At 42.9% G+C, this 17,892-nt stretch carries 18 protein-coding genes and 1 tRNA gene; 10 read left to right on the top strand and 9 right to left on the bottom strand.

Going from position 1 to position 17,892, the window contains the following annotated elements; genetic code table 11:
- Positions 1-81 precede the first annotated feature (81 nt).
- The gene (locus JXR92_RS06600; protein WP_034528887.1) at positions 82-951 is read left to right on the top strand and encodes a mechanosensitive ion channel family protein; all 870 of its coding nucleotides are present in this window, start codon (positions 82-84) and stop codon (positions 949-951) included.
- Positions 952-1,078: 127 nt separating this feature from the next.
- On the opposite strand, the gene JXR92_RS06605 is transcribed toward JXR92_RS06600, so the two are convergent.
- Entirely contained in the window at positions 1,079-1,321 is a 243-nt protein-coding gene (locus JXR92_RS06605) for a hypothetical protein (RefSeq protein WP_005828479.1), read from the bottom strand.
- A gap of 129 nt (positions 1,322-1,450) precedes the next feature.
- Between JXR92_RS06605 and JXR92_RS06610 the strand changes: the two genes are divergently transcribed.
- Positions 1,451-1,993, top strand: a complete 543-nt coding sequence (locus tag JXR92_RS06610) for a hypothetical protein (protein WP_117589786.1) — start codon at positions 1,451-1,453, stop codon at positions 1,991-1,993.
- 48 nt (positions 1,994-2,041) lie between these two features.
- Here JXR92_RS06610 and JXR92_RS06615 read toward each other — a convergent pair whose 3' ends face one another.
- Together JXR92_RS06615 and JXR92_RS06620 are read right to left on the bottom strand one after the other, a co-directional pair.
- Positions 2,042-2,449 (bottom strand): pyridoxamine 5'-phosphate oxidase family protein, encoded by a 408-nt coding sequence (locus JXR92_RS06615; protein ID WP_005835009.1) that lies wholly within the window; start codon positions 2,447-2,449, stop codon positions 2,042-2,044.
- A 76-nt stretch (positions 2,450-2,525) separates the two neighbouring features.
- A complete protein-coding gene (locus JXR92_RS06620) occupies positions 2,526-3,341 on the bottom strand; it encodes a helix-turn-helix transcriptional regulator (protein ID WP_117681346.1) in 816 nt (271 codons plus the stop codon).
- Positions 3,342-3,468: 127 nt separating this feature from the next.
- Between JXR92_RS06620 and JXR92_RS06625 the strand changes: the two genes are divergently transcribed.
- Both JXR92_RS06625 and JXR92_RS06630 read left to right on the top strand, forming a co-directional pair.
- Positions 3,469-3,918: a hypothetical protein gene (locus tag JXR92_RS06625; RefSeq protein ID WP_005835014.1), complete on the top strand. Its 450-nt coding sequence runs from the start codon at positions 3,469-3,471 to the stop codon at positions 3,916-3,918.
- Positions 3,919-4,152: 234 nt separating this feature from the next.
- Positions 4,153-4,362 carry a winged helix-turn-helix domain-containing protein gene (locus tag JXR92_RS06630; protein WP_005835016.1) on the top strand — a complete coding sequence of 70 codons (210 nt, stop codon included), beginning with the start codon at positions 4,153-4,155 and terminating at the stop codon, positions 4,360-4,362.
- Positions 4,363-5,067: 705 nt separating this feature from the next.
- Here JXR92_RS06630 and JXR92_RS06635 read toward each other — a convergent pair.
- The 3 genes from JXR92_RS06635 to JXR92_RS06645 form a co-directional block, all read right to left on the bottom strand.
- A tRNA-Lys gene (locus tag JXR92_RS06635) sits at positions 5,068-5,143 on the bottom strand.
- Positions 5,144-5,237: 94 nt separating this feature from the next.
- Positions 5,238-6,353: an AI-2E family transporter gene (locus tag JXR92_RS06640; protein ID WP_008665790.1), complete on the bottom strand. Its 1,116-nt coding sequence runs from the start codon at positions 6,351-6,353 to the stop codon at positions 5,238-5,240.
- Between the two features lie 22 nt (positions 6,354-6,375).
- Positions 6,376-6,981, bottom strand: coding sequence for a thymidine kinase (locus JXR92_RS06645; protein ID WP_005828444.1), 606 nt, complete (start codon positions 6,979-6,981; stop codon positions 6,376-6,378).
- Between the two features lie 110 nt (positions 6,982-7,091).
- Here JXR92_RS06645 and JXR92_RS06650 point away from each other — a divergent pair, with 110 nt between their 5' ends.
- The 5 genes from JXR92_RS06650 to JXR92_RS06670 all read left to right on the top strand — a co-directional run bounded on the left by JXR92_RS06650 (position 7,092) and on the right by JXR92_RS06670 (position 10,781).
- Positions 7,092-7,676: a hypothetical protein gene (locus JXR92_RS06650; RefSeq protein WP_117966393.1), complete on the top strand. Its 585-nt coding sequence runs from the start codon at positions 7,092-7,094 to the stop codon at positions 7,674-7,676.
- 13 nt (positions 7,677-7,689) lie between these two features.
- Complete coding sequence (gene rsmI, locus JXR92_RS06655; protein ID WP_005828441.1) at positions 7,690-8,364, top strand: 16S rRNA (cytidine(1402)-2'-O)-methyltransferase; 675 nt, start codon at positions 7,690-7,692, stop codon at positions 8,362-8,364.
- A 34-nt stretch (positions 8,365-8,398) separates the two neighbouring features.
- Positions 8,399-9,277, top strand: coding sequence for a Cbp1 family collagen-binding glycoprotein adhesin (locus JXR92_RS06660; RefSeq protein ID WP_005828438.1), 879 nt, complete (start codon positions 8,399-8,401; stop codon positions 9,275-9,277).
- 87 nt (positions 9,278-9,364) lie between these two features.
- Entirely contained in the window at positions 9,365-10,063 is a 699-nt protein-coding gene (locus tag JXR92_RS06665) for a YjjG family noncanonical pyrimidine nucleotidase (RefSeq protein WP_118931246.1), read from the top strand.
- Positions 10,064-10,115: 52 nt separating this feature from the next.
- Positions 10,116-10,781, top strand: coding sequence for a MarC family protein (locus JXR92_RS06670; RefSeq protein ID WP_008665785.1), 666 nt, complete (start codon positions 10,116-10,118; stop codon positions 10,779-10,781).
- Between the two features lie 59 nt (positions 10,782-10,840).
- Here the strand turns inward: JXR92_RS06670 and JXR92_RS06675 are convergent, their stop codons facing one another.
- Together JXR92_RS06675 and JXR92_RS06680 are read right to left on the bottom strand one after the other, a co-directional pair.
- Positions 10,841-12,358 (bottom strand): RagB/SusD family nutrient uptake outer membrane protein, encoded by a 1,518-nt coding sequence (locus JXR92_RS06675; RefSeq protein WP_005828430.1) that lies wholly within the window; start codon positions 12,356-12,358, stop codon positions 10,841-10,843.
- Between the two features lie 17 nt (positions 12,359-12,375).
- Positions 12,376-15,195, bottom strand: coding sequence for a SusC/RagA family TonB-linked outer membrane protein (locus tag JXR92_RS06680; RefSeq protein WP_229096242.1), 2,820 nt, complete (start codon positions 15,193-15,195; stop codon positions 12,376-12,378).
- A 705-nt stretch (positions 15,196-15,900) separates the two neighbouring features.
- Here JXR92_RS06680 and JXR92_RS06685 point away from each other — a divergent pair.
- Complete coding sequence (locus JXR92_RS06685; RefSeq protein WP_165491379.1) at positions 15,901-16,062, top strand: hypothetical protein; 162 nt, start codon at positions 15,901-15,903, stop codon at positions 16,060-16,062.
- Positions 16,063-16,290: 228 nt separating this feature from the next.
- On the opposite strand, the gene JXR92_RS06690 is transcribed toward JXR92_RS06685, so the two are convergent.
- A complete protein-coding gene (locus JXR92_RS06690) occupies positions 16,291-17,889 on the bottom strand; it encodes a RagB/SusD family nutrient uptake outer membrane protein (protein WP_138346592.1) in 1,599 nt (532 codons plus the stop codon).
- Positions 17,890-17,892 lie beyond the last annotated feature (3 nt).

Below are 17,892 nucleotides of genomic sequence, written 5' to 3' on the forward strand. Positions count from 1 at the left end.
TCGAAAGTGGCAAGTTAAGTGAACGAAACTCAGAGTTATTTGTTAATTTTGTAGCATTAATTTTAAAAAAAGAATATAGTTATGTTATCATCTTTATTCATGGCAGCCTTTGCTGCCCAAGTTGCTGACGATGGTTTCAGCAAACTGCAGATATTCCTTCAGCAATTGATAGATTGGGGCGTAAGTGCCGGTGGACGTATTATTGGAGCTGTCATCATCTTTGTGGTAGGACGGTTCTTGATTTCCTTTCTTAGGAAAATGCTGGCGAGGTTATTGGCAAAAAGACATGTGGATGCCAGTATCCAGAGCTTTGTGAAAAGTTTAGTCAATATCTTGCTGACCATTCTGCTGATTATTGCCGTTATCGGCAAATTGGGAGTGGAAACTACTTCATTTGCAGCTTTGTTGGCATCTGCCGGTGTGGCTATCGGTATGGCACTTTCCGGAAACTTGCAGAACTTTGCGGGTGGATTGATTGTACTGTTGTTCCGTCCTTTCAAGGTAGGCGACTGGATTGAAAGCCAGGGAGTGTCCGGAACGGTACGTGAGATTCAAATCTTCCATACGATTCTGACCACAGCCGACAATAAGGTAATCTATATACCTAACGGTGCGTTGAGCAGTGGTACAGTGACTAATTACAGCCGTGAGGATACGCGTCGTGTAGATTGGGTGATCGGTGTAGAATATGGTGAGAACTATGACAAGGTAGAGAGCACCGTGCGTCGTATCATCTCCGAAGACAGCCGTATCTTGAATACTCCCGAGCCGTTTGTGGCTCTTCATGCCCTGGATGCCAGCAGTGTGAATGTGGTGATTCGTGTTTGGGTGAAGAGCGGAGACTACTGGGGCGTTTATTTTGATATGAACAAGAAGATTTACTCCGTATTCAACGAGGAAGGTATCGACTTCCCATTCCCGCAGTTGACGGTGCATCAGGCGAAAGACTGAGTGGGCTACAAGTTTCAATTTATTAGCTATCAGCCACTATAAGTTACGGGCTACAAGTTGTCCTGCATTATCATACTGCAGGACAACTTGTAGCCCGTAACTTAATAGTAGTCGGTAACTCCGTAGTTTATTTATAACTTAATTCTGCCTCTATTTCTTCGCAGACATCTTGTTCCAGGTTGAGCAGCTGATTGATTTCTTTTCGTTTTTCCAAATCCGTGAAATAGCTCTCCACTACTGCATAGATGTTGAAGCCGGTTGTGGAACCCGCAGCCAAATCCAATGACTCAACCATTTTCTCTACTGCTTGATGAATGCGTTTCTTACTGATAAAATGCAGTTCATTACTATGAATTAAGCTCTTTTCCATGATATTTTCTGTTTTAGTTATTGTAGTTATAACATTCTATCAAGCAAGTTAGTTCATGTAGATTGAACAGACTTGACAGTCGACCGAACGATATTTCTTTTTATATTTGCCAAAAATATAAGCGCGGCAATGAAAGAACTGTTTATAAAAATACTCCGTTTTCTGATGTTTGTACTGGTCGTAGCTTTGGGCTGCATCGGATATAACATCTATGAAGATACGTTGGCTGCTGTGTGGATACCCGTAGGGGTAGGACTTGTGGTGGCAGTCGTTACACTTCCTCTATATAAAAAATGGATATGGCTGACAACGATGGAGCAAAAGGCAGTGAATATATTGTGTCATGTGGTGTGCGTGGGTGTCATCAGTTGTTCGCTTTTTCTGGTAGGAAATTATCAGATGGCGGCTCCTGCTTCGACAAAGGAGGTGACGGTCACCGTACTTGAGAAGCTGATAAAAGAACATGAAAAGAGACGTAAAGTAGGCAAGCATCGTTATGTGTCGGACGGAGTACGTAAGGAGTATTACTTAAAGGTGGCTTTCGAGGATGGAGCGATAGAGACCTTGCATGTTTCCACAGCCACATACAACAAAGCACGAAAAGACAAACCGAAAGTCTTGACTTTGCAGAAAGGAGCTTTCGGATTGCCGGTGATAACGAAGGGGTTATAGTTCTAATTCCCCCATGCAAGACATCAGATGAGGAACAGAATGCTCTTCTTAAAGATTTCTGCGTACAAAATGTCCGTCAATCCAAATGGTGGCATGGTGTCCTTTGAATTTCAGTAATACATAATTGGGATCTGTCGGGCCTTTGCTGAAGTGTGCGCTGAACCACTCTTGCCACATTTCCTGCTTGGTGGCTTCGTCTTCTATAATCTCCACCTCACCGGTGAGCACTACGCTGTTTCCTTTTTCCTGAAAGCACAAACCTGCTTTCGGATTGGCTGCAAACTCCTTTGTTTTAAGACTGTCTTTGCCGGTCGCCAACCATACGGTTGTGGCCCCTTCCGACTTGATGTTGCTCATTGGAACGGGGCGGGGATATCCCTCTTGGTTGATGGAAGTGATGACGACGGTTTCGCATCTTGCCAAGATTTCTGCTGCTTTCTCGATTAATGTTGCCATATTGGATGTTTTTATTGATTTGATTGCTGCAAATATAGGCATGGTAATAGGAAGAGCTATTGTAAAAAATCGACTTTTATGTTTTCACATAACTCAAAGTCCCTTCTTCCAATGGAGCGGAAGTGAGAAGCTGGCTTGGCGCGTTGCCGGACATCTTTTTGATTTCTTTTGAGAGATGGGAAACATCATAATATCCTGCTTTGATGGCAACGGACAGCAGATTGTCGAAAGAGGTACTTCGCAACAAGTCTACAGCATGTTTGAACTTCATAATCCGACTGTACTCTTTGGGTGTAAGTCCGGTGTGCTGCTTGAATTTCCGTTCGAAATGGCGTTGGCATAGGCAAGTCTCCTCCGCTAACCGGAGGAGTGACAAGTCACCCTTGCATCGATTGATTTGCTGTATGGCGAACAGCATGCTCCGTTCTGCTTTTGGACTGTATCGGCATAAGGCTTGAAGCAGGAAGTTTTCAATAAAGACCAGGTGCTCTTGAATGGTTCCCAGTTCGCCCAGTCTCTCTGCAAAAGAGTGGGTAAAGAGGCTTGTAAGCTCATCGGCGTTTAACCGTAAGTTGGTGAGCTCCTGCAAAGGGAGGTCCATGAAGCGAAGTATTCCGCAAGGCAGAAAACGGATTCCCAGCATATGGATTGTTACCGTATGGGTCACCAATTCAGAATATTTGGTCATGGCTCCAATGAAGTAGGCATGGTAGGGCTGCATAACGAGGCTGTCGTGTACGGCCTTAGGAGCTTCACCCAACGTGAATATAAAGTCAGTGCATCCGTCAGGCAGGATATTGATGTGCATGCCGTATCCGGGTTGTCCTTTAAACTCCCAATATTTGTCAATATAGGGGGAGAGCAGGGGGCTGGGATGATATTCTTTGTACATAGGTTGTAAAGATAGGAATAAACTTCGAAGATAGGGAAATCCCTATGTATAAATAGAGAGAATCACGGAAAAGGAGGTTTTTATCATACTACATTTGCTGTATGGATAAATACTAAAACTTTCTATTATGAAAAAGATGTCAGTTGTTTTAGGCTTGTTACTCGCTGTCTTGGTGACGGGCTGTGGCATTTATGAGAGCTACGGGTTTGATTATAAGCAGTTGAGCAGCATTGAACGTGGTATGAGCTTTAAAGAGGTGTGTACCATTTTAGGAGAGCCTGCATTTAGAGATTTGAATAAGGAGGGAGAGGCTTGGACATTCCGTGCTTATACTCCTGCGGGGTGGTCGGCTGTCAAGGTGTGGTTCAAAGACGGAAAAGTGGACGAAATGAAGAGCTATCTGGAGGATACTTATCCAGTTACCACTTCGCGGGACAAGAGTTTCATGGACGAGAAAAAAGAATCTTCCGACAAGAGTAGCGAAACAAAGGTAATAGTTTCGCCGGAAGGGAAACATTACATCAAAATGGGCTCGGTAGTAGTCACTCCCGAAGGCAAGCATATAATAGTACCTTGATTATACCAGCATAATCGTTTCCGGATATAGTATAATGTGAATATACCTTTCTATAAAGTGCTGATATTTATAAAGTTCTATATTTTTTGCAGATTTTAGGTATATGTAGTTCAAAGAATGTTATCTGAAATGAAAAGAATGGGCAATGTTTGTCATTGCTCTGTCTTTATCTTATATTTGAGTAGATAATATAGGATATCATTTTAAGAAAGGAACTAATAATAAGATAATAATATGAAGAATATTGAGAAGGCGACCAATAATATGAAAATGGTATATTCCATTCTGTGCAATCTTAAGAAGTGTACAATCTTTGAATTACAGAAACTGACGAAGTTCAGGGATGTGGATTTGTGTTTGGCCTTGGGGTATCTGCTGCAGAATAACCAGATTTATCAGAAGCGTATTGATAACATGGTTTACTATGGAGTCGTCGCAAAATGAAAAGATATACAATAGGTTTACCACACATTTTGCTTACATGCTTGCATGGCGCTTTCTAATTGTTTGTTATACCGCGTTTTACGGTATGTAAGCAGACGCTATGCAAGTATGTAGGCAAACTTTGCTTGCATGCTGTTTTTTCTTGTGCAAATGGCTGGTCTTCTTTCCGCAAAGAACGGCTCTTTCTTCTACTAAAAGCTTATTAATGACTATTGTGCACGGTTGTGATGCAGTTTCTTCACTATTGTGGTACGGCTTCTTCATGCTTGTGGAGAAGCAGTACCACAATAGTGCGCATATCTAACTGTCATTTACTCAGTGGACTAAAAACCTATATTTGAGTGATGAAAAACTGATAAATAGTCTTTCATTGGCTGTGTATGTACCTTCAAAAGAGTGATATGGCAGTGGATAATGTTCATGTCTTACAGTTTTTCAGTGAAAGAAATCATGAATATTGGGATACTTGAAAAATAAGTTTCTCTTTTGCACGCGAATTAGAAAACCAAAAGAGTTTTGTAATCCTCATCGGAGGGGCGTAAAAATACCGGATAAGATGACTGGGTAAAACCAATCATTTTCATTGTGCTTCTGTTTTGTGTTCTGAAGTATCGGTATGATTATAAACTTTCCAACCAACTCATTACGTAGCAGATGCCTTTAAAAGAAAAAAGCAATTATCTATTTCAGATAACTGCTTTTCTTTGGTGAACCGCTTGGGGCTCGAACCCAAGACCCCAACATTAAAAGTGTTGTGCTCTACCTGCTGAGCTAGCGATTCAGACCTTATTGCTGTTAAGCGGGTGCAAAGATAGATACTTTTGTTTAAAAAACAAATGGATTAAGGGAAAAAGTTTTGATAACGACTTCTGCTTTTACTCTTCTTGTTGATTATCAGTCTGTTCAAACTTGTGAATTTTTTCTCTGTTTATGATGAAACGTTGATAGTAGGAGAGCATAAGGGTGGTAAGCGGAAGTGCTATAATCATACCCAGCATACCCATCAATGAGCCCCAAATTGATAAAGACAGTAGGATGATGGCAGGGTTCAGGCCCGTAATTTTCCCCATGACACGCGGTACGATGAATCCGTCTTGAATGGCTTGTACTATGATGAATACCGCAAGGGCCGATGCAATGATAATCCAGAAGTTTCCTCCCGTATCCGCTGCTTTCAGTATGGCCAGCACGATGGTAGGTATAAAGCCAATAATCTGTAAATAGGGCACTAGGTTTAAAGCACCGATGAACAAGCCGAGCCCAATGGCCAGTGGGAAATCAATAATCAGAAAGCCTATACTGAACAGAATACCGACACACAATGCCACGAATGCTTGTCCGCGGAAGTATCTGTTCATGCCGTCTTTCACATCGTTCATTACATTGATTACGAAGGGCCGGTATTTCTGTGGTACCAGGTGGGGCCACCCTTCGGAAATGCTTTCATAGTCCAGCAATATGAAGATTATATAGAGAAGAATGAGAAAGAAAGTGAAGAAGCTGAACAGTAGATTGACGGATTCTGACAGCAAGGACCAGAGCCGGGGAACGGTTTCCTTGATGGCGTTCAGCATATTCTCTTCCTTGAACAATTGGGTGACAAACTGGGTGTCTATGTTCTCACGAAGGAATTCAGAGAGTGTTTTGGGCACATTGCCGTCGTGGGTTCCGTTGGAAAAGTAGTCTATTACCAAATCTTTCACCCTGACGAATTCGTCCATCATGGGAGGCACAAGCAGATAAAATGCGGTTCCTCCTACAATCAGAATACTGAATAAGGCGCAGAAGATGGATATGACCCGGTTCTTGAGCCTTAATCTGTACTGGAAAAAGGTGACCAGGGGGTATATCAGATAGGCAATGAGCCATGCGATGAAGAATGGCAGCAATACGCCGCTTAGACGCTTGAAGAGCATAAGGATGCCGATAATAATGACACCGAGTATGACACCGCGGATAAAACTGTCGAATGTAATCTTTTTGCGTTCCATAATGCTCTGTTTTTTGTATTCGTTAATGACCGCTTTCCTTTTGGTCGGCTTGGATGGCTTGCTGATAGCACTCCCGGCATAGAGGTTCGTACTCTTCGGTTTCCCCCAGCAGTACTTGTTTGTCGTTCTTGACGGTACGGTGGGAGAACGAGGCGAGTTGGCCGCATTTCACACAGATGGCATGTACTTTGGAAACTTCGTCTGCAATGGCACACAGTCCCGGCATAGGACCGAATGGAATACCCCGGAAGTCCATGTCCAGTCCGGCAACAATGACGCGTATACCATTGTTGGCAAGCTGGTTGCATACATCAATCAGGCCGCTATCAAAGAACTGGGCTTCGTCAATGCCCACTACATCTATCTCTGAAGTGAAGAGCAGAATGCTGGCAGACGAGTCGATGGGAGTGGAGGCTATGGAATGACTGTCATGCGATACTACATCGGCTTCGGAATAACGGGTGTCTATGGCGGGCTTGAATATCTCTACGCGTTGTTTGGCAAATTTTGCCCGTTTCAGTCTCCTTATCAGCTCTTCGGTTTTGCCGGAAAACATAGAACCGCAAATGACCTCAATTCTTCCCCTGCGTTTGGTTTCCTGTATATGATCTTCTGAGAATAATACCATGCTTTCGAGTGTTATATTTAAGCGCAAAAGTAACACTTTTGTTTGCTTTCCGATATTTTTTCATTATTTATTTCTACATTTGTAGCGTTAACACGGACTGTGTAAAGGATATGCAAACCTTATTAAATGACATAGAATTAGATATTCAGGAATTGAAATGTTTGATGCAAGCCATTTCAAGTGATACCAATCCGACATTGAGGATTGTGGCAAAACGGAATATCCAGCAGATGAAGGTACGCTTGGAGGCGTTGCAAGAACTGCTTGAGGAGGCGCCAACGGCTGTTGTGCCGCCCCTGAAGGACATCCCTACTGCTACTACTCCTTTGGCTGGACCGGTTTCTCCGGTTGTACCGGTCGTCCCTGATACAATGAAGATGGTATGTGAGGAACCGGAAACAGTTCATACGGCTGAAGCGCTCCAGACTGTTGTAACTTCGGCATCTCCTATTTTGGCAGAACGTATCAAGCCTGCCAAGGATTTGAGACATGCCATCAGTCTGAACGATTCATTCCGTTTTGTCCGCGAGCTGTTCGCAGGCGATGCTGCACGGATGAATGAAGTGGTACGACGTTTGGGTGAGGCCCCTTCTTTGGACAAGGCTATGGATATTTTCGTTTCGGAAGTGCAGCCGGATGAAGAGAATGAAGCCGCTGTCGATTTTATGGAACTCCTCAAAAAATATTTCAGCTAAACAACCGATAAGTATGGGAAAACTTTATGTAGTGCCTACCCCGGTAGGGAATTTGGAAGATATGACATTCCGTGCTATCCGGATTCTGAAAGAAGTGGATTTAATATTGGCTGAGGATACACGTACTTCCGGCATATTGCTGAAACACTTCGAAATAAAGAATGTGATGCAATCTCACCATAAATTTAATGAACATAAAACGGTTGAAAGTGTTGTTAATAGAATAAAGGGGGGAGAAACTGTAGCTTTGATTTCGGATGCAGGTACACCGGGTATATCCGACCCGGGCTTTCTGGTGGTCAGAGAGTGTGTGCGCAACGGCATCGAAGTGCAATGCCTGCCGGGAGCGACAGCTTTTGTGCCGGCATTAGTGGCTTCCGGATTGCCGAATGAGAAGTTCTGTTTTGAAGGTTTTCTTCCACAGAAGAAAGGAAGGATGACTCGCCTGAAGGCATTGGCCGGGGAGCGTCGTACCATGGTGTTCTATGAGTCTCCCCACAGATTGGTAAAAGCTTTGGCGCAGTTTACCGAACATTTCGGTGCCGGACGTCAGGCATCTGTTTCGCGGGAAATTTCAAAGGTGCACGAAGAAACGGTGCGTGGAACGCTTACAGAATTAATAGAACATTTCACGGCGAACGAACCGCGCGGTGAAATTGTGATTGTAGTAGCAGGAATAGACGATTAAATAACTTCATTAACCAAACGTAAAACGAAAGCGTATGAAAAAGTTAGCAGTTTTAATTGTATGCGCGGCTGTAATGGCTTCGTGTGACAGTTTCTCTGGTGGCAGTAAGAACCAGCTGAAAGCTGAAAATGATTCTTTATTGATGGAACTGACTCAGCGTAATGCTGAATTAGACGAGATGATGGGTACTTTCAATGATATTTCAGAGGGATTCCGCCAGATTAATGCGGCGGAGAGCCGTGTGGATTTGCAACGTGGCGCTGTGGCAGAAGGCTCTTTGAATGCCAAGCAGCAGATTGCGTCGGACATTGAATTTATCCGTAAACAGATGGAAGAGAACAAGGAGCAGATTGCCAAACTGCAATCTATGTTGAAGAACAGCAAAAACAACTCTGTTCAGTTGAAGAGAGCTGTAGAATCTTTGACTCAGGAGTTGGTGGCAAAGACCCAGCGTATTGAAGAATTGCAGGCTGAGCTGGCTTCCAAGAATATCCGTATCCAGGAACTGGATGCTGCCGTGACCGGCTTGTCTAGTGAGAAGGAGGAATTGACTGCCGAAAATGAGGCGAAGGCCAAAACCGTTGCCGAGCAAGATAAGGCACTTAACACAGCTTGGTTTGTGTTTGGCACAAAGAAGGAGCTGAAAGACCAGAAGATATTGACAAATACCGGGCTTTTCAAAAAAGGCCAGGTGCTGAAAGATTCTGATATCAACAAGGACTACTTTACACAAGTGGATATCCGTACGACAAAAGAGATTAAACTATACTCCAAAGATGCTGATATCTTGACCACTCATCCTGCTGGCTCTTATGCGTTGGAGAAAGATGATAAAGGACAGCTGACTTTGAAGATTACAAATCCGAAAGACTTCTGGAGTGTGTCCAAGTATTTGGTAATCCAAGTAAAATAACACTGTTATAAGATTGATACAGAACGGACGCAGGTTATTGGAATTGATAATCTGCGTCTATTTTTATATATACCTTTCCTTTAAGTAATGGCATCTCAATATAAAAACCTCTTTTTTGATCTGGACGATACGCTTTGGGCATTTTCCCTTAATGCACGTGATACATTCGAAGAAATGTATCACAAGTATGACTATGGTCGTTTCTTTCGCTCTTTCCTGCATTTCTATACTCTTTATCAGCATCGTAATACAGAGCTGTGGGAAGAATACGGTAGAGGGCAGGTCAGTAAGGAAGAGTTGAACCGCCAGCGTTTCCTATATCCTCTGGAGGCAGTAGGGGCGAGGGATGTTGCTTTGGCTGAGGCTTTTTCTGATGATTTCTTTTCGGTCATTCCCACAAAAAATCGGCTGATGCCGCATGCTTATGAGGTGCTGGAATATTTGGCGGGGAAATATAACCTCTATATCCTTTCCAATGGTTTCCAAGAACTGCAATGTCATAAGATGCGTTCGGCGGGTATCGACCGCTTTTTTAAGAAGATTGTTCTCTCTGATGACATCGGTGTCTTGAAGCCCTGGCCCGAAATCTTTCATTTTGCACTTTCTGCCACACAATCCGAAGTGCGTGATTCTTTGATGATAGGCGATAGTTGGGAGAATGATGTGGCAGGAGCCAAAGGAGTGGGCATGCACCAAGTGTTTTATAATGTAACAGGGAAGGAAGAACTGCCTTTCCAACCGACTTATCATATCAGTAATCTGAAAGAATTGATGCAGATTTTGTGACATTGAAATTTTTAGTTGTACTTTTGTCTGCAGAAACGTATATTATACAGCTATGGACACAATCTTACCTTTCGCTTTACTTTGTTTTACCTCCTTCTTTACGTTGACAAACCCTCTCGGCACCATGCCGGTGTTTTTGACCATGACGCATGGAATGACAGACCGTGAACGGCAGTCGGTAGTATCGCGCGCCACTTTGGTTGCCTTTATTACGATTATGGTTTTTACGTTTGCGGGACAGTTCCTCTTTAAGTTCTTCGGTATCTCTACCAATGGTTTCCGTATTGCCGGTGGAGTTATTATCTTTAAGATTGGCTTCGATATGCTGCAAGCCCGTTATACCCCAATGAAGCTGAAAGACGAGGAAATCAAGACTTATGCCGATGATATTTCCATTACTCCTCTTGGAATTCCGATGCTTTGTGGTCCTGGTGCCATAGCCAATGCCATTGTGCTGATGCAGGATGCCCACACCATTCAGATGAAAGGAGTTCTTATAGGAATGATTGCCTTTATTTATCTGATTACCTTTTTCATATTGCGTGCTTCCACGCGGTTGGTCAAAATTTTGGGTGAGACGGGAAACAATGTGATGATGCGCCTAATGGGACTTATCCTGATGGTTATTGCCGTTGAGTGTTTTGTCAGCGGAGTGAAACCTATATTGGTGGATATATTGAAAGAAGGAGGCATACCATCACTGGCACACCTCCTCTAAACACTTTATTTATAAAAACACATTGGGAAAATTCCCAAGTTTCTTTAGGCTACTATTGATTAATAGCCTGGATTTTGTTCTATGTTCGGATTGGCATTGATTTCACCGACGGGAATCAACGGGAGCGCTTTCTTGGAGTCGCGGTTGAATGTACGCGCTTCTTCGCTCAATACGTCGTGCCATCCTCTGTCATTAACGTCCGTGTAGCGTGTAACGGTTTCACCTCGGCGCATAACATCGAAGTAGCGCTGTCCTTCACCTACAAGTTCCTTGCGGCGTTCGATGTAGATGCGGTCTAATGTGATGTTTCCGCTGGTTACTTGTTTGCTTTCATCCGTTGTGCGGTTGGAGATGATATCGTTCAGCAAGTTGGCAGCCTTGTTCTTGTCTCCGGCTTGGAAAGCTGCTTCTGCTGCTGACAAGTAAACTTCTGACAAGCGCAGCAATGGGACATTGGAGTAACGTACATCTCCGTTTACAGCAGGCATTTTGTTGATGTAAACTTTACGTTTGTCAAATCCTCCTGCTGCCGCTGCCAATAATATGTCGTTACGGATGTCTGCCGGGTCGGATGTAAGCATGTCAGAGAAGTCTTTTGTGACAATTACATCTCCATATCCGGGAGAAGCGCCAGCCTTGTCTGCATATAAGTAGGCAATACCTTCACGGTCTGTCCAGTCAGTATTGTTGTTGATGGAAATCTCGAACATGATTTCTTTTGAATGATTGGCATCACTTTTGCTCCATGCAGCAACATATTCTGACGGTTCCCAAAGTTTGTAAGACGAGTTTGATATGATGTCTTCAGCTACGGATAAAGCCTTGCTCCATTCGCCTTTTGTCATATATACACGTACCTGCAAGGCTTTGGCAGCCCAAAGGTTGACATAACCCACTTCATTGGTTTTGGGCAGTGCATTTGAGTTGATTGCATCTGTCAAATCCTTTTCAATAGCCTCATAACATTGGGCTACCGTGCTGCGGCTTGGCTTTTCTGTCGATTCCAGCGGGGAGGTAGCGATGGGCACACCGAGTGAGCTGCCTTGATCTACCGTATAAGGTTTACCGTAGATACGTGTAAGGTCAAACAGTGCCATGGCACGCAGAACTTTTGCTTCTGCATCATATTGGTCAATAGTGGCTTTTGCCTCTGCCGCGTCGGTCAGGTTGCCACTTTCTGCTGCCTGAATCAGACGGTTGGCGCGTGCTATGACTACATAAGGCATCTGCCATACGGCTGTTGAGGTGGTGAAATTGTCGGCAGTTGTATATTCCATATAGTAGTAGAAGTTTGCTCTTCCACTTCCACCGTTATATTCATATTGGATATCTTCCCCTCTCATGTCACCGTATACGAACATGAGGCGTCCATAATAATTAATTAGGCTACTGTTACCTTTAACGGCAGCATAAAGTCCCGTCCGCACATTGGCCAAATCATCGCTGTTCTTGATTGCGGTTTCAGCATCTATTCCGTCTGCGGGTGACTGATCCAGCCAACTGTTGAGGCATGATGAAGTGCTGACTGCCATAGCTGCGCAAAGCGTTGCTGTGTATAATGTCTTTAATATTTTCATTTTCGTATCTTTATTAGTTAGAAATTCAATTCTATTCCGAATGTATATGTTCTCAATGCCGGAGTCTCAAATGTGCATAGTCCGTCTACACGCATTTCCGGATCTACAAATAAGTCTTTAGACTTCCATGTAAGCAGGTTGGAACCAGAGAAGTAGATTCTGGCTTTGCTGAGCCCAAGCTTGCTGATATAGTTTTGCGGAATGCTTACACCTAATGTGAGGTTCTTCAGACGTAGATAATCAGTAGGCATCAGCCAGCGTGAAGACAGTGAAGCTACGCTTCCATATTCAAATTTAGGCAATGTGGCATTCGTGTCGCCCGGGCCGGTCCACATCTTTGAGATGTCGTAGTATGTCGGTACGGCACCATCGTATAGATGTGAACCGCCATTGGAGTGCTGCCAAGTGGAGTAGTCAAAAGCATCACCACCCAATGAATAAGTGAAAGTGAAGCCCAAGTCAATAAACTTCCATTTGAGGTTGTTGGTAAGACCGCCTTCTATACTAGCCTGATGCTTGCCTACAATAGTTTTGTTGGCTTCAGAGATATTGGTTGTTGTCTTGCGGGCATTCTCTGTTCCGTCATTCAGGTAGAACATTTCTTTACCGGTCTCAGCGTCGACTCCGGCGTATTCATAAACATAGTATGAATAGTAAGGTTCGCCTACACGGTGAATCAGTGGTCCTGATACGATTTCATTCTGCTGGCCATCCAGTTTGGTCAGTTTGTTGCTGTTATGTGCCATGTTCAGAGAAGTGGTCCATGTGAAATCCTTGTTTCTGAAATTGGTTGATGTAATGGTCAACTCAAAACCGGAGTTCTTCAGTGAACCGATGTTCTGCGGAGTGGTATATCCGTAATCGCCATCATAATATCCTCCGACTTGTGATACGGGGAGGTCGTATATAAGGTCACTGGTTTTACGCTGATAGTAGTCGAATGTTACGGAGATACGGTCAATGAATGAAAAGTCGAGACCGATATTCCATGTTTTGTTCTTTTCCCATTTCAGGTCCGGGTTTGCAATTCCGACGATTGACATTCCTGACTGTCCATTGTATATGACTCCATATTTATAAAGATTCATATAAGCGTAATAGTCTGATGGTTGCGTTCCGTTTACACCATATGACACACGGAGCTTTCCATCTGTCAATACACTCTTGACGGGATTCAGAAAACTTTCGTCTATGAATCTCCATGCTCCGGAAACCGACCAGAAACTTCCCCAACGGTTTTCTCTTGCCAGACGTGAACTTCCGTCGGTACGATAGCTGAGACCGAGATAATATCTGTCTGCGTAGTTATAATTGGCACGTCCGAGGAACGAAGTCATGCGATAGCTCTGTCTGTTGGTTTCGGCACTTGTTGAACCGGCATTTGTCAATTCGTACAAATCACCCGGATAGTCTTGGCCTGCCATATAGTTGAAAGCATATTCCGTATCTTGTGTTTCAAAACCAAGCAGGGCATCAATATTGTGCAGGCCGAAAGAGTTGATGTAAGAGAGCTGGGTTTGTGTATTCAGCTGGTCATTACGATTGACAATGCGCTGCATGACACCACCTGGAGCGCCATTGTTTGAGTGTCTGTCCCAAAGAACATCATTGGTACCTTGTGCGTAATCATAAGCAATCTTTTCACTTAAATTTAACTTGTCCCAAATATTATAGGTCAACTTGATTGTATTAAATGCCTTCATCAGGGTATAAACGTCAGAGCTGTGCTCTCTTTCATACAAAGGATTGACTCCAAATATGCCGCAACCATTGTTTAATGTGCCGTCTTCATTATAGGGAGTTGATGAGGGGCTTTGGAAGAATGCATAATTGGCTACAGGCCCATCATAGGAGGTAGCTTCATTGGTTTTGTTTTGTCTTACTTTTGAAAATTGGCTTGTAACCTGAACTTCAAAGTCTCCAAACTTATGAGTGAGGTTTGCATTACCAGTGAAACGTTCCAGACCTTGTTTGTAAATGATGCCTTCCTGATTGGTATAAGCGGCTGAGGTGTAGAATTTGGTACGGTCGTTGCCGCCAGATACGCTCAGCTGGTAGTTCTGATGAGAACCGTTACGGAAAAGCAGGTCTTTCCAATCCGTCCATCCGGTTGAGGGTTTTGAAGCGAAGTCCTCGATGTTCTGGTCTGCAAAAGTTGCGGCATCTGCATCGGACATGTTTCCGCTGTATAATCCATAATTCTTGAGACCGGTCCATAAGAGTTCGCGGCGTGAGTCACCGTCGAGCATAGGACGATAATCTATTGCCATGTTTGAAAAACCCCAGTCAGAGCGGAAACTTACATTTGTTTTACCTTGTTTTCCGCTTTTCGTCGTAATGACCACAACACCGTTAGCAGCACGCGAGCCGTAAAGAGAGGCAGCCGCCGCATCTTTGATAACTGTGATAGACTCGATGTCATTGGTATTGAGTGAAGACAGAATATCAGTTCCTGCATCACTATAAGTGAACTCGGATAAGTCTCCACTTGTTACCGGTGTTCCGTCAATAACATAAAGCGGATTGTTTCCGGCATTGATGGAACCCATACCACGTACACGAATACTGCTTACAGAACCTGGATTACTTGAACTTGAACCAAAAGTAACACCAGCGACATTACCAGAAAGCTTGTCGGCAACAGAAAGAACAGGTACATCTTCCAAGGTGGAAGTGTTTACAGTAGAAGCAGCTCCGGTAAATGATGCTTTTTTAAATGTACCGTAACCGGTAACCACAACCTCTTCAAGCAGCTCAGAATCGGATTTCAAAATTACCTTTACATGAGGTTTAATCGTTACTTCTTGGGTTTGCATACCAACAAACGAAATCACCAGAGTTTTCGCGGAACTACACTATCTGTATTCTGTTGATAATAAAGAATATACAATAAGTCAAAGAATTGGCTAAAACAAGGAATACTCTTTTCAAAGCTGTCCTATATGGGTCTACAATAAACAAAACCTTACTTATGTGATACCATTAACAAATGTAATATTTTGATTAATAGTTATTTGAGTGTTAATTAATGTACTGCAGTTGTAAAATTAGCATTCCTCTTTTTAAAAGAATGGGTGATTATGTCAATATCTATCATTTGTTTATTTTTCGTTGAATATTTACTTGTATTATTTATTTCATCCATAAGAATATTGCATTTCATGTAAATACTATTTTAAATTACAGAATAACTATTCCTATTTCAAATAGAGAAAGTCTGTGTTTGTCGGATAAAAAACTAATGAACTTATGAGGTTATTTCTAAAGGATCTTAAATAAATTACTTTATAGTTTTTTGTGTAAAAGTTCAAAAATAAATTCATTTTATACAAATATCGTCTTTAATTAGTATTATCGTAATGTACACTACGGATAATAGTGGACTTGATGTAAAATAATAGGTGTATTATGAAATTCTATGGTCAAAAAAGAGTTGGCTGTTTTAAAGAATATAGCAGAACAGTTTCAAGAAGAATCGCAAATGCCGGTTTTAGTAGGAAGAAGGCGCATCGGTAAGACCTCACTTTTATTGAAATCAACGGATGAAAGACCGACATCGTATTTTTTCATTTTATGAATTGGTCGAAATTAAACACAATCCTGAACGGATAGGTTGGGGGATATTGAAGAAAAAAGTCACAATCAACAAAGAATGGAAAAACTGCTCTGTTTCTTATAAAGGGCTTTCTTTGGAAGATATGTAATCTTGAAATAACACTTCCCCCTGAAGTCTTTTGTTGGATTAAGAGAAGAAAGCCACCCATTTCGCAATGAGTGGCTTCTCAAAAACACTTTATTATGAAATTCCGGTATGTTCAACCGGATGAATCATCATAATTGCCGCATTATTATTGTTGGGGTAATGCAGCTTGATTAGTCTGCACAGATAGCGCTTCTGTGTCATTTTTCCGTATAACATGTCCTTTGAAGTATTAATTCTGGTCGCTCGGAGAAAGCTGAGAATTATTCTCTATTTCAGAGAGAGGTAACTGGTAAAGGAACGGCCTGTCTTCTTGGTTATAACGGAACTTACCGGCAGAGAAGTGATTATTATTTTCTGCGCCCCAAGTTTCATCTGTACGATCTACAGGAATATTCAAACGACGATTATCAATATATTCCAAACCTTCACCCCAGAACTCTACACGTTTCTGATAAATGATTTCCTCTATCAGGTCAGCCTTGTTCGTGAAAGTGTAATTATAATCGGGCTGGCGAGTCTTCATAAAGCTATTCAGTTCAGTCACTGCTTCTGCAGAACCCTTGTGAGCCAAAGCTTCCATTTTTATCATGTAAGCTTCTTCTGAGCGCAGGTAAATATAATCTCCCAGTTCCCATCCACTGAACACACCGGCCTTGATATTATCACGACCTGTACCGATAAATTTTACAGCTTGGTATTCCACGGCAACTGGAGACTGAGTGTCACGAATCAATGTTGTACGATTACCGGAATCATCTGTTACACCTGTAGAACGGTCGCAGCAGAACCATTGCAGACGGATATCAGTATCCGCGATACGGTCTACTAATGGCTTAAATGCAGCACGCCATACACCGATGCCGGCATACCCATCACCATAAGCATCCATCTGCGAGAAGAAAGACATATAAGTCGTACTATTATCTGCTGTAATATCACATCCGAATACTACATCCGGTAAGCTGATATTACTGAATCCCTGGAGTATCTGGTCTTCACTCTGCAATATAGGGAAATTATCAATCACCACTTGCGCATACTTTATCGCCTCATCCCATTCATGGATAACCATGTTCGCACGAGCCAAATGCATAGCTACTACGCAGCCATCCATATCAGTGGGTGAGGAAGTACGCGTCATATCCAAATCCTTGAACAAGTCGAAAGCAGTAGTAAGGTCACTCTTGATTTGTTCATAGATTTGAGCTACAGTAGCACGTGGCTGGTCACCTTCCGTATCCTCTGTAATAAGCGGTACGCACGGTGACTGGGAGAAGTCATATTTCTCTCCACGACCCCATTTTGTTCCATCCGCACCGGTATAGTAAGAATACTGATATAAGTAAGTCAGTTGCAAGTAGGCGTAGCCACGGAAACCAAGGGCGATGGCACGATATTTCAAATTGGCGGGATCTTCACTGCTGGGGTCAATAAGCTTGAGGATATCGTTGGCATTGGCTATGACACGATAGTACTCTTTCCAACGGTTGTTGGTTGGAGTATAACTCTGTTGCCAATAGTCCAGCAAATAATGATACATACTCATGGCGAAACGTCCGGTCATAATCATATCATTGCCCATCAGCGATGTTAAGTAATCAAAACTCTTTTGGCCGAAATAGTTGTGACTCATATTGACGTCAACATACTGTTGCATATCAGTATACATACCTGCCACAGCAGCTGAAAAAGCCTTATCAGGATCTTCCTGAGCCACATTGCCCAGTTGGTCTTCAGTCAAATAAGCGGTAACATCAGCATCTTCAATGCAAGATGTAAGCAGGCCCCCGACAAGGAGCACCTGCATCATATATTTCATTATCTTCATATA

It is taken from the genome of Bacteroides parvus (genome assembly GCF_017309675.2).
GTDB lineage: Bacteria > Bacteroidota > Bacteroidia > Bacteroidales > Bacteroidaceae > Bacteroides > Bacteroides uniformis.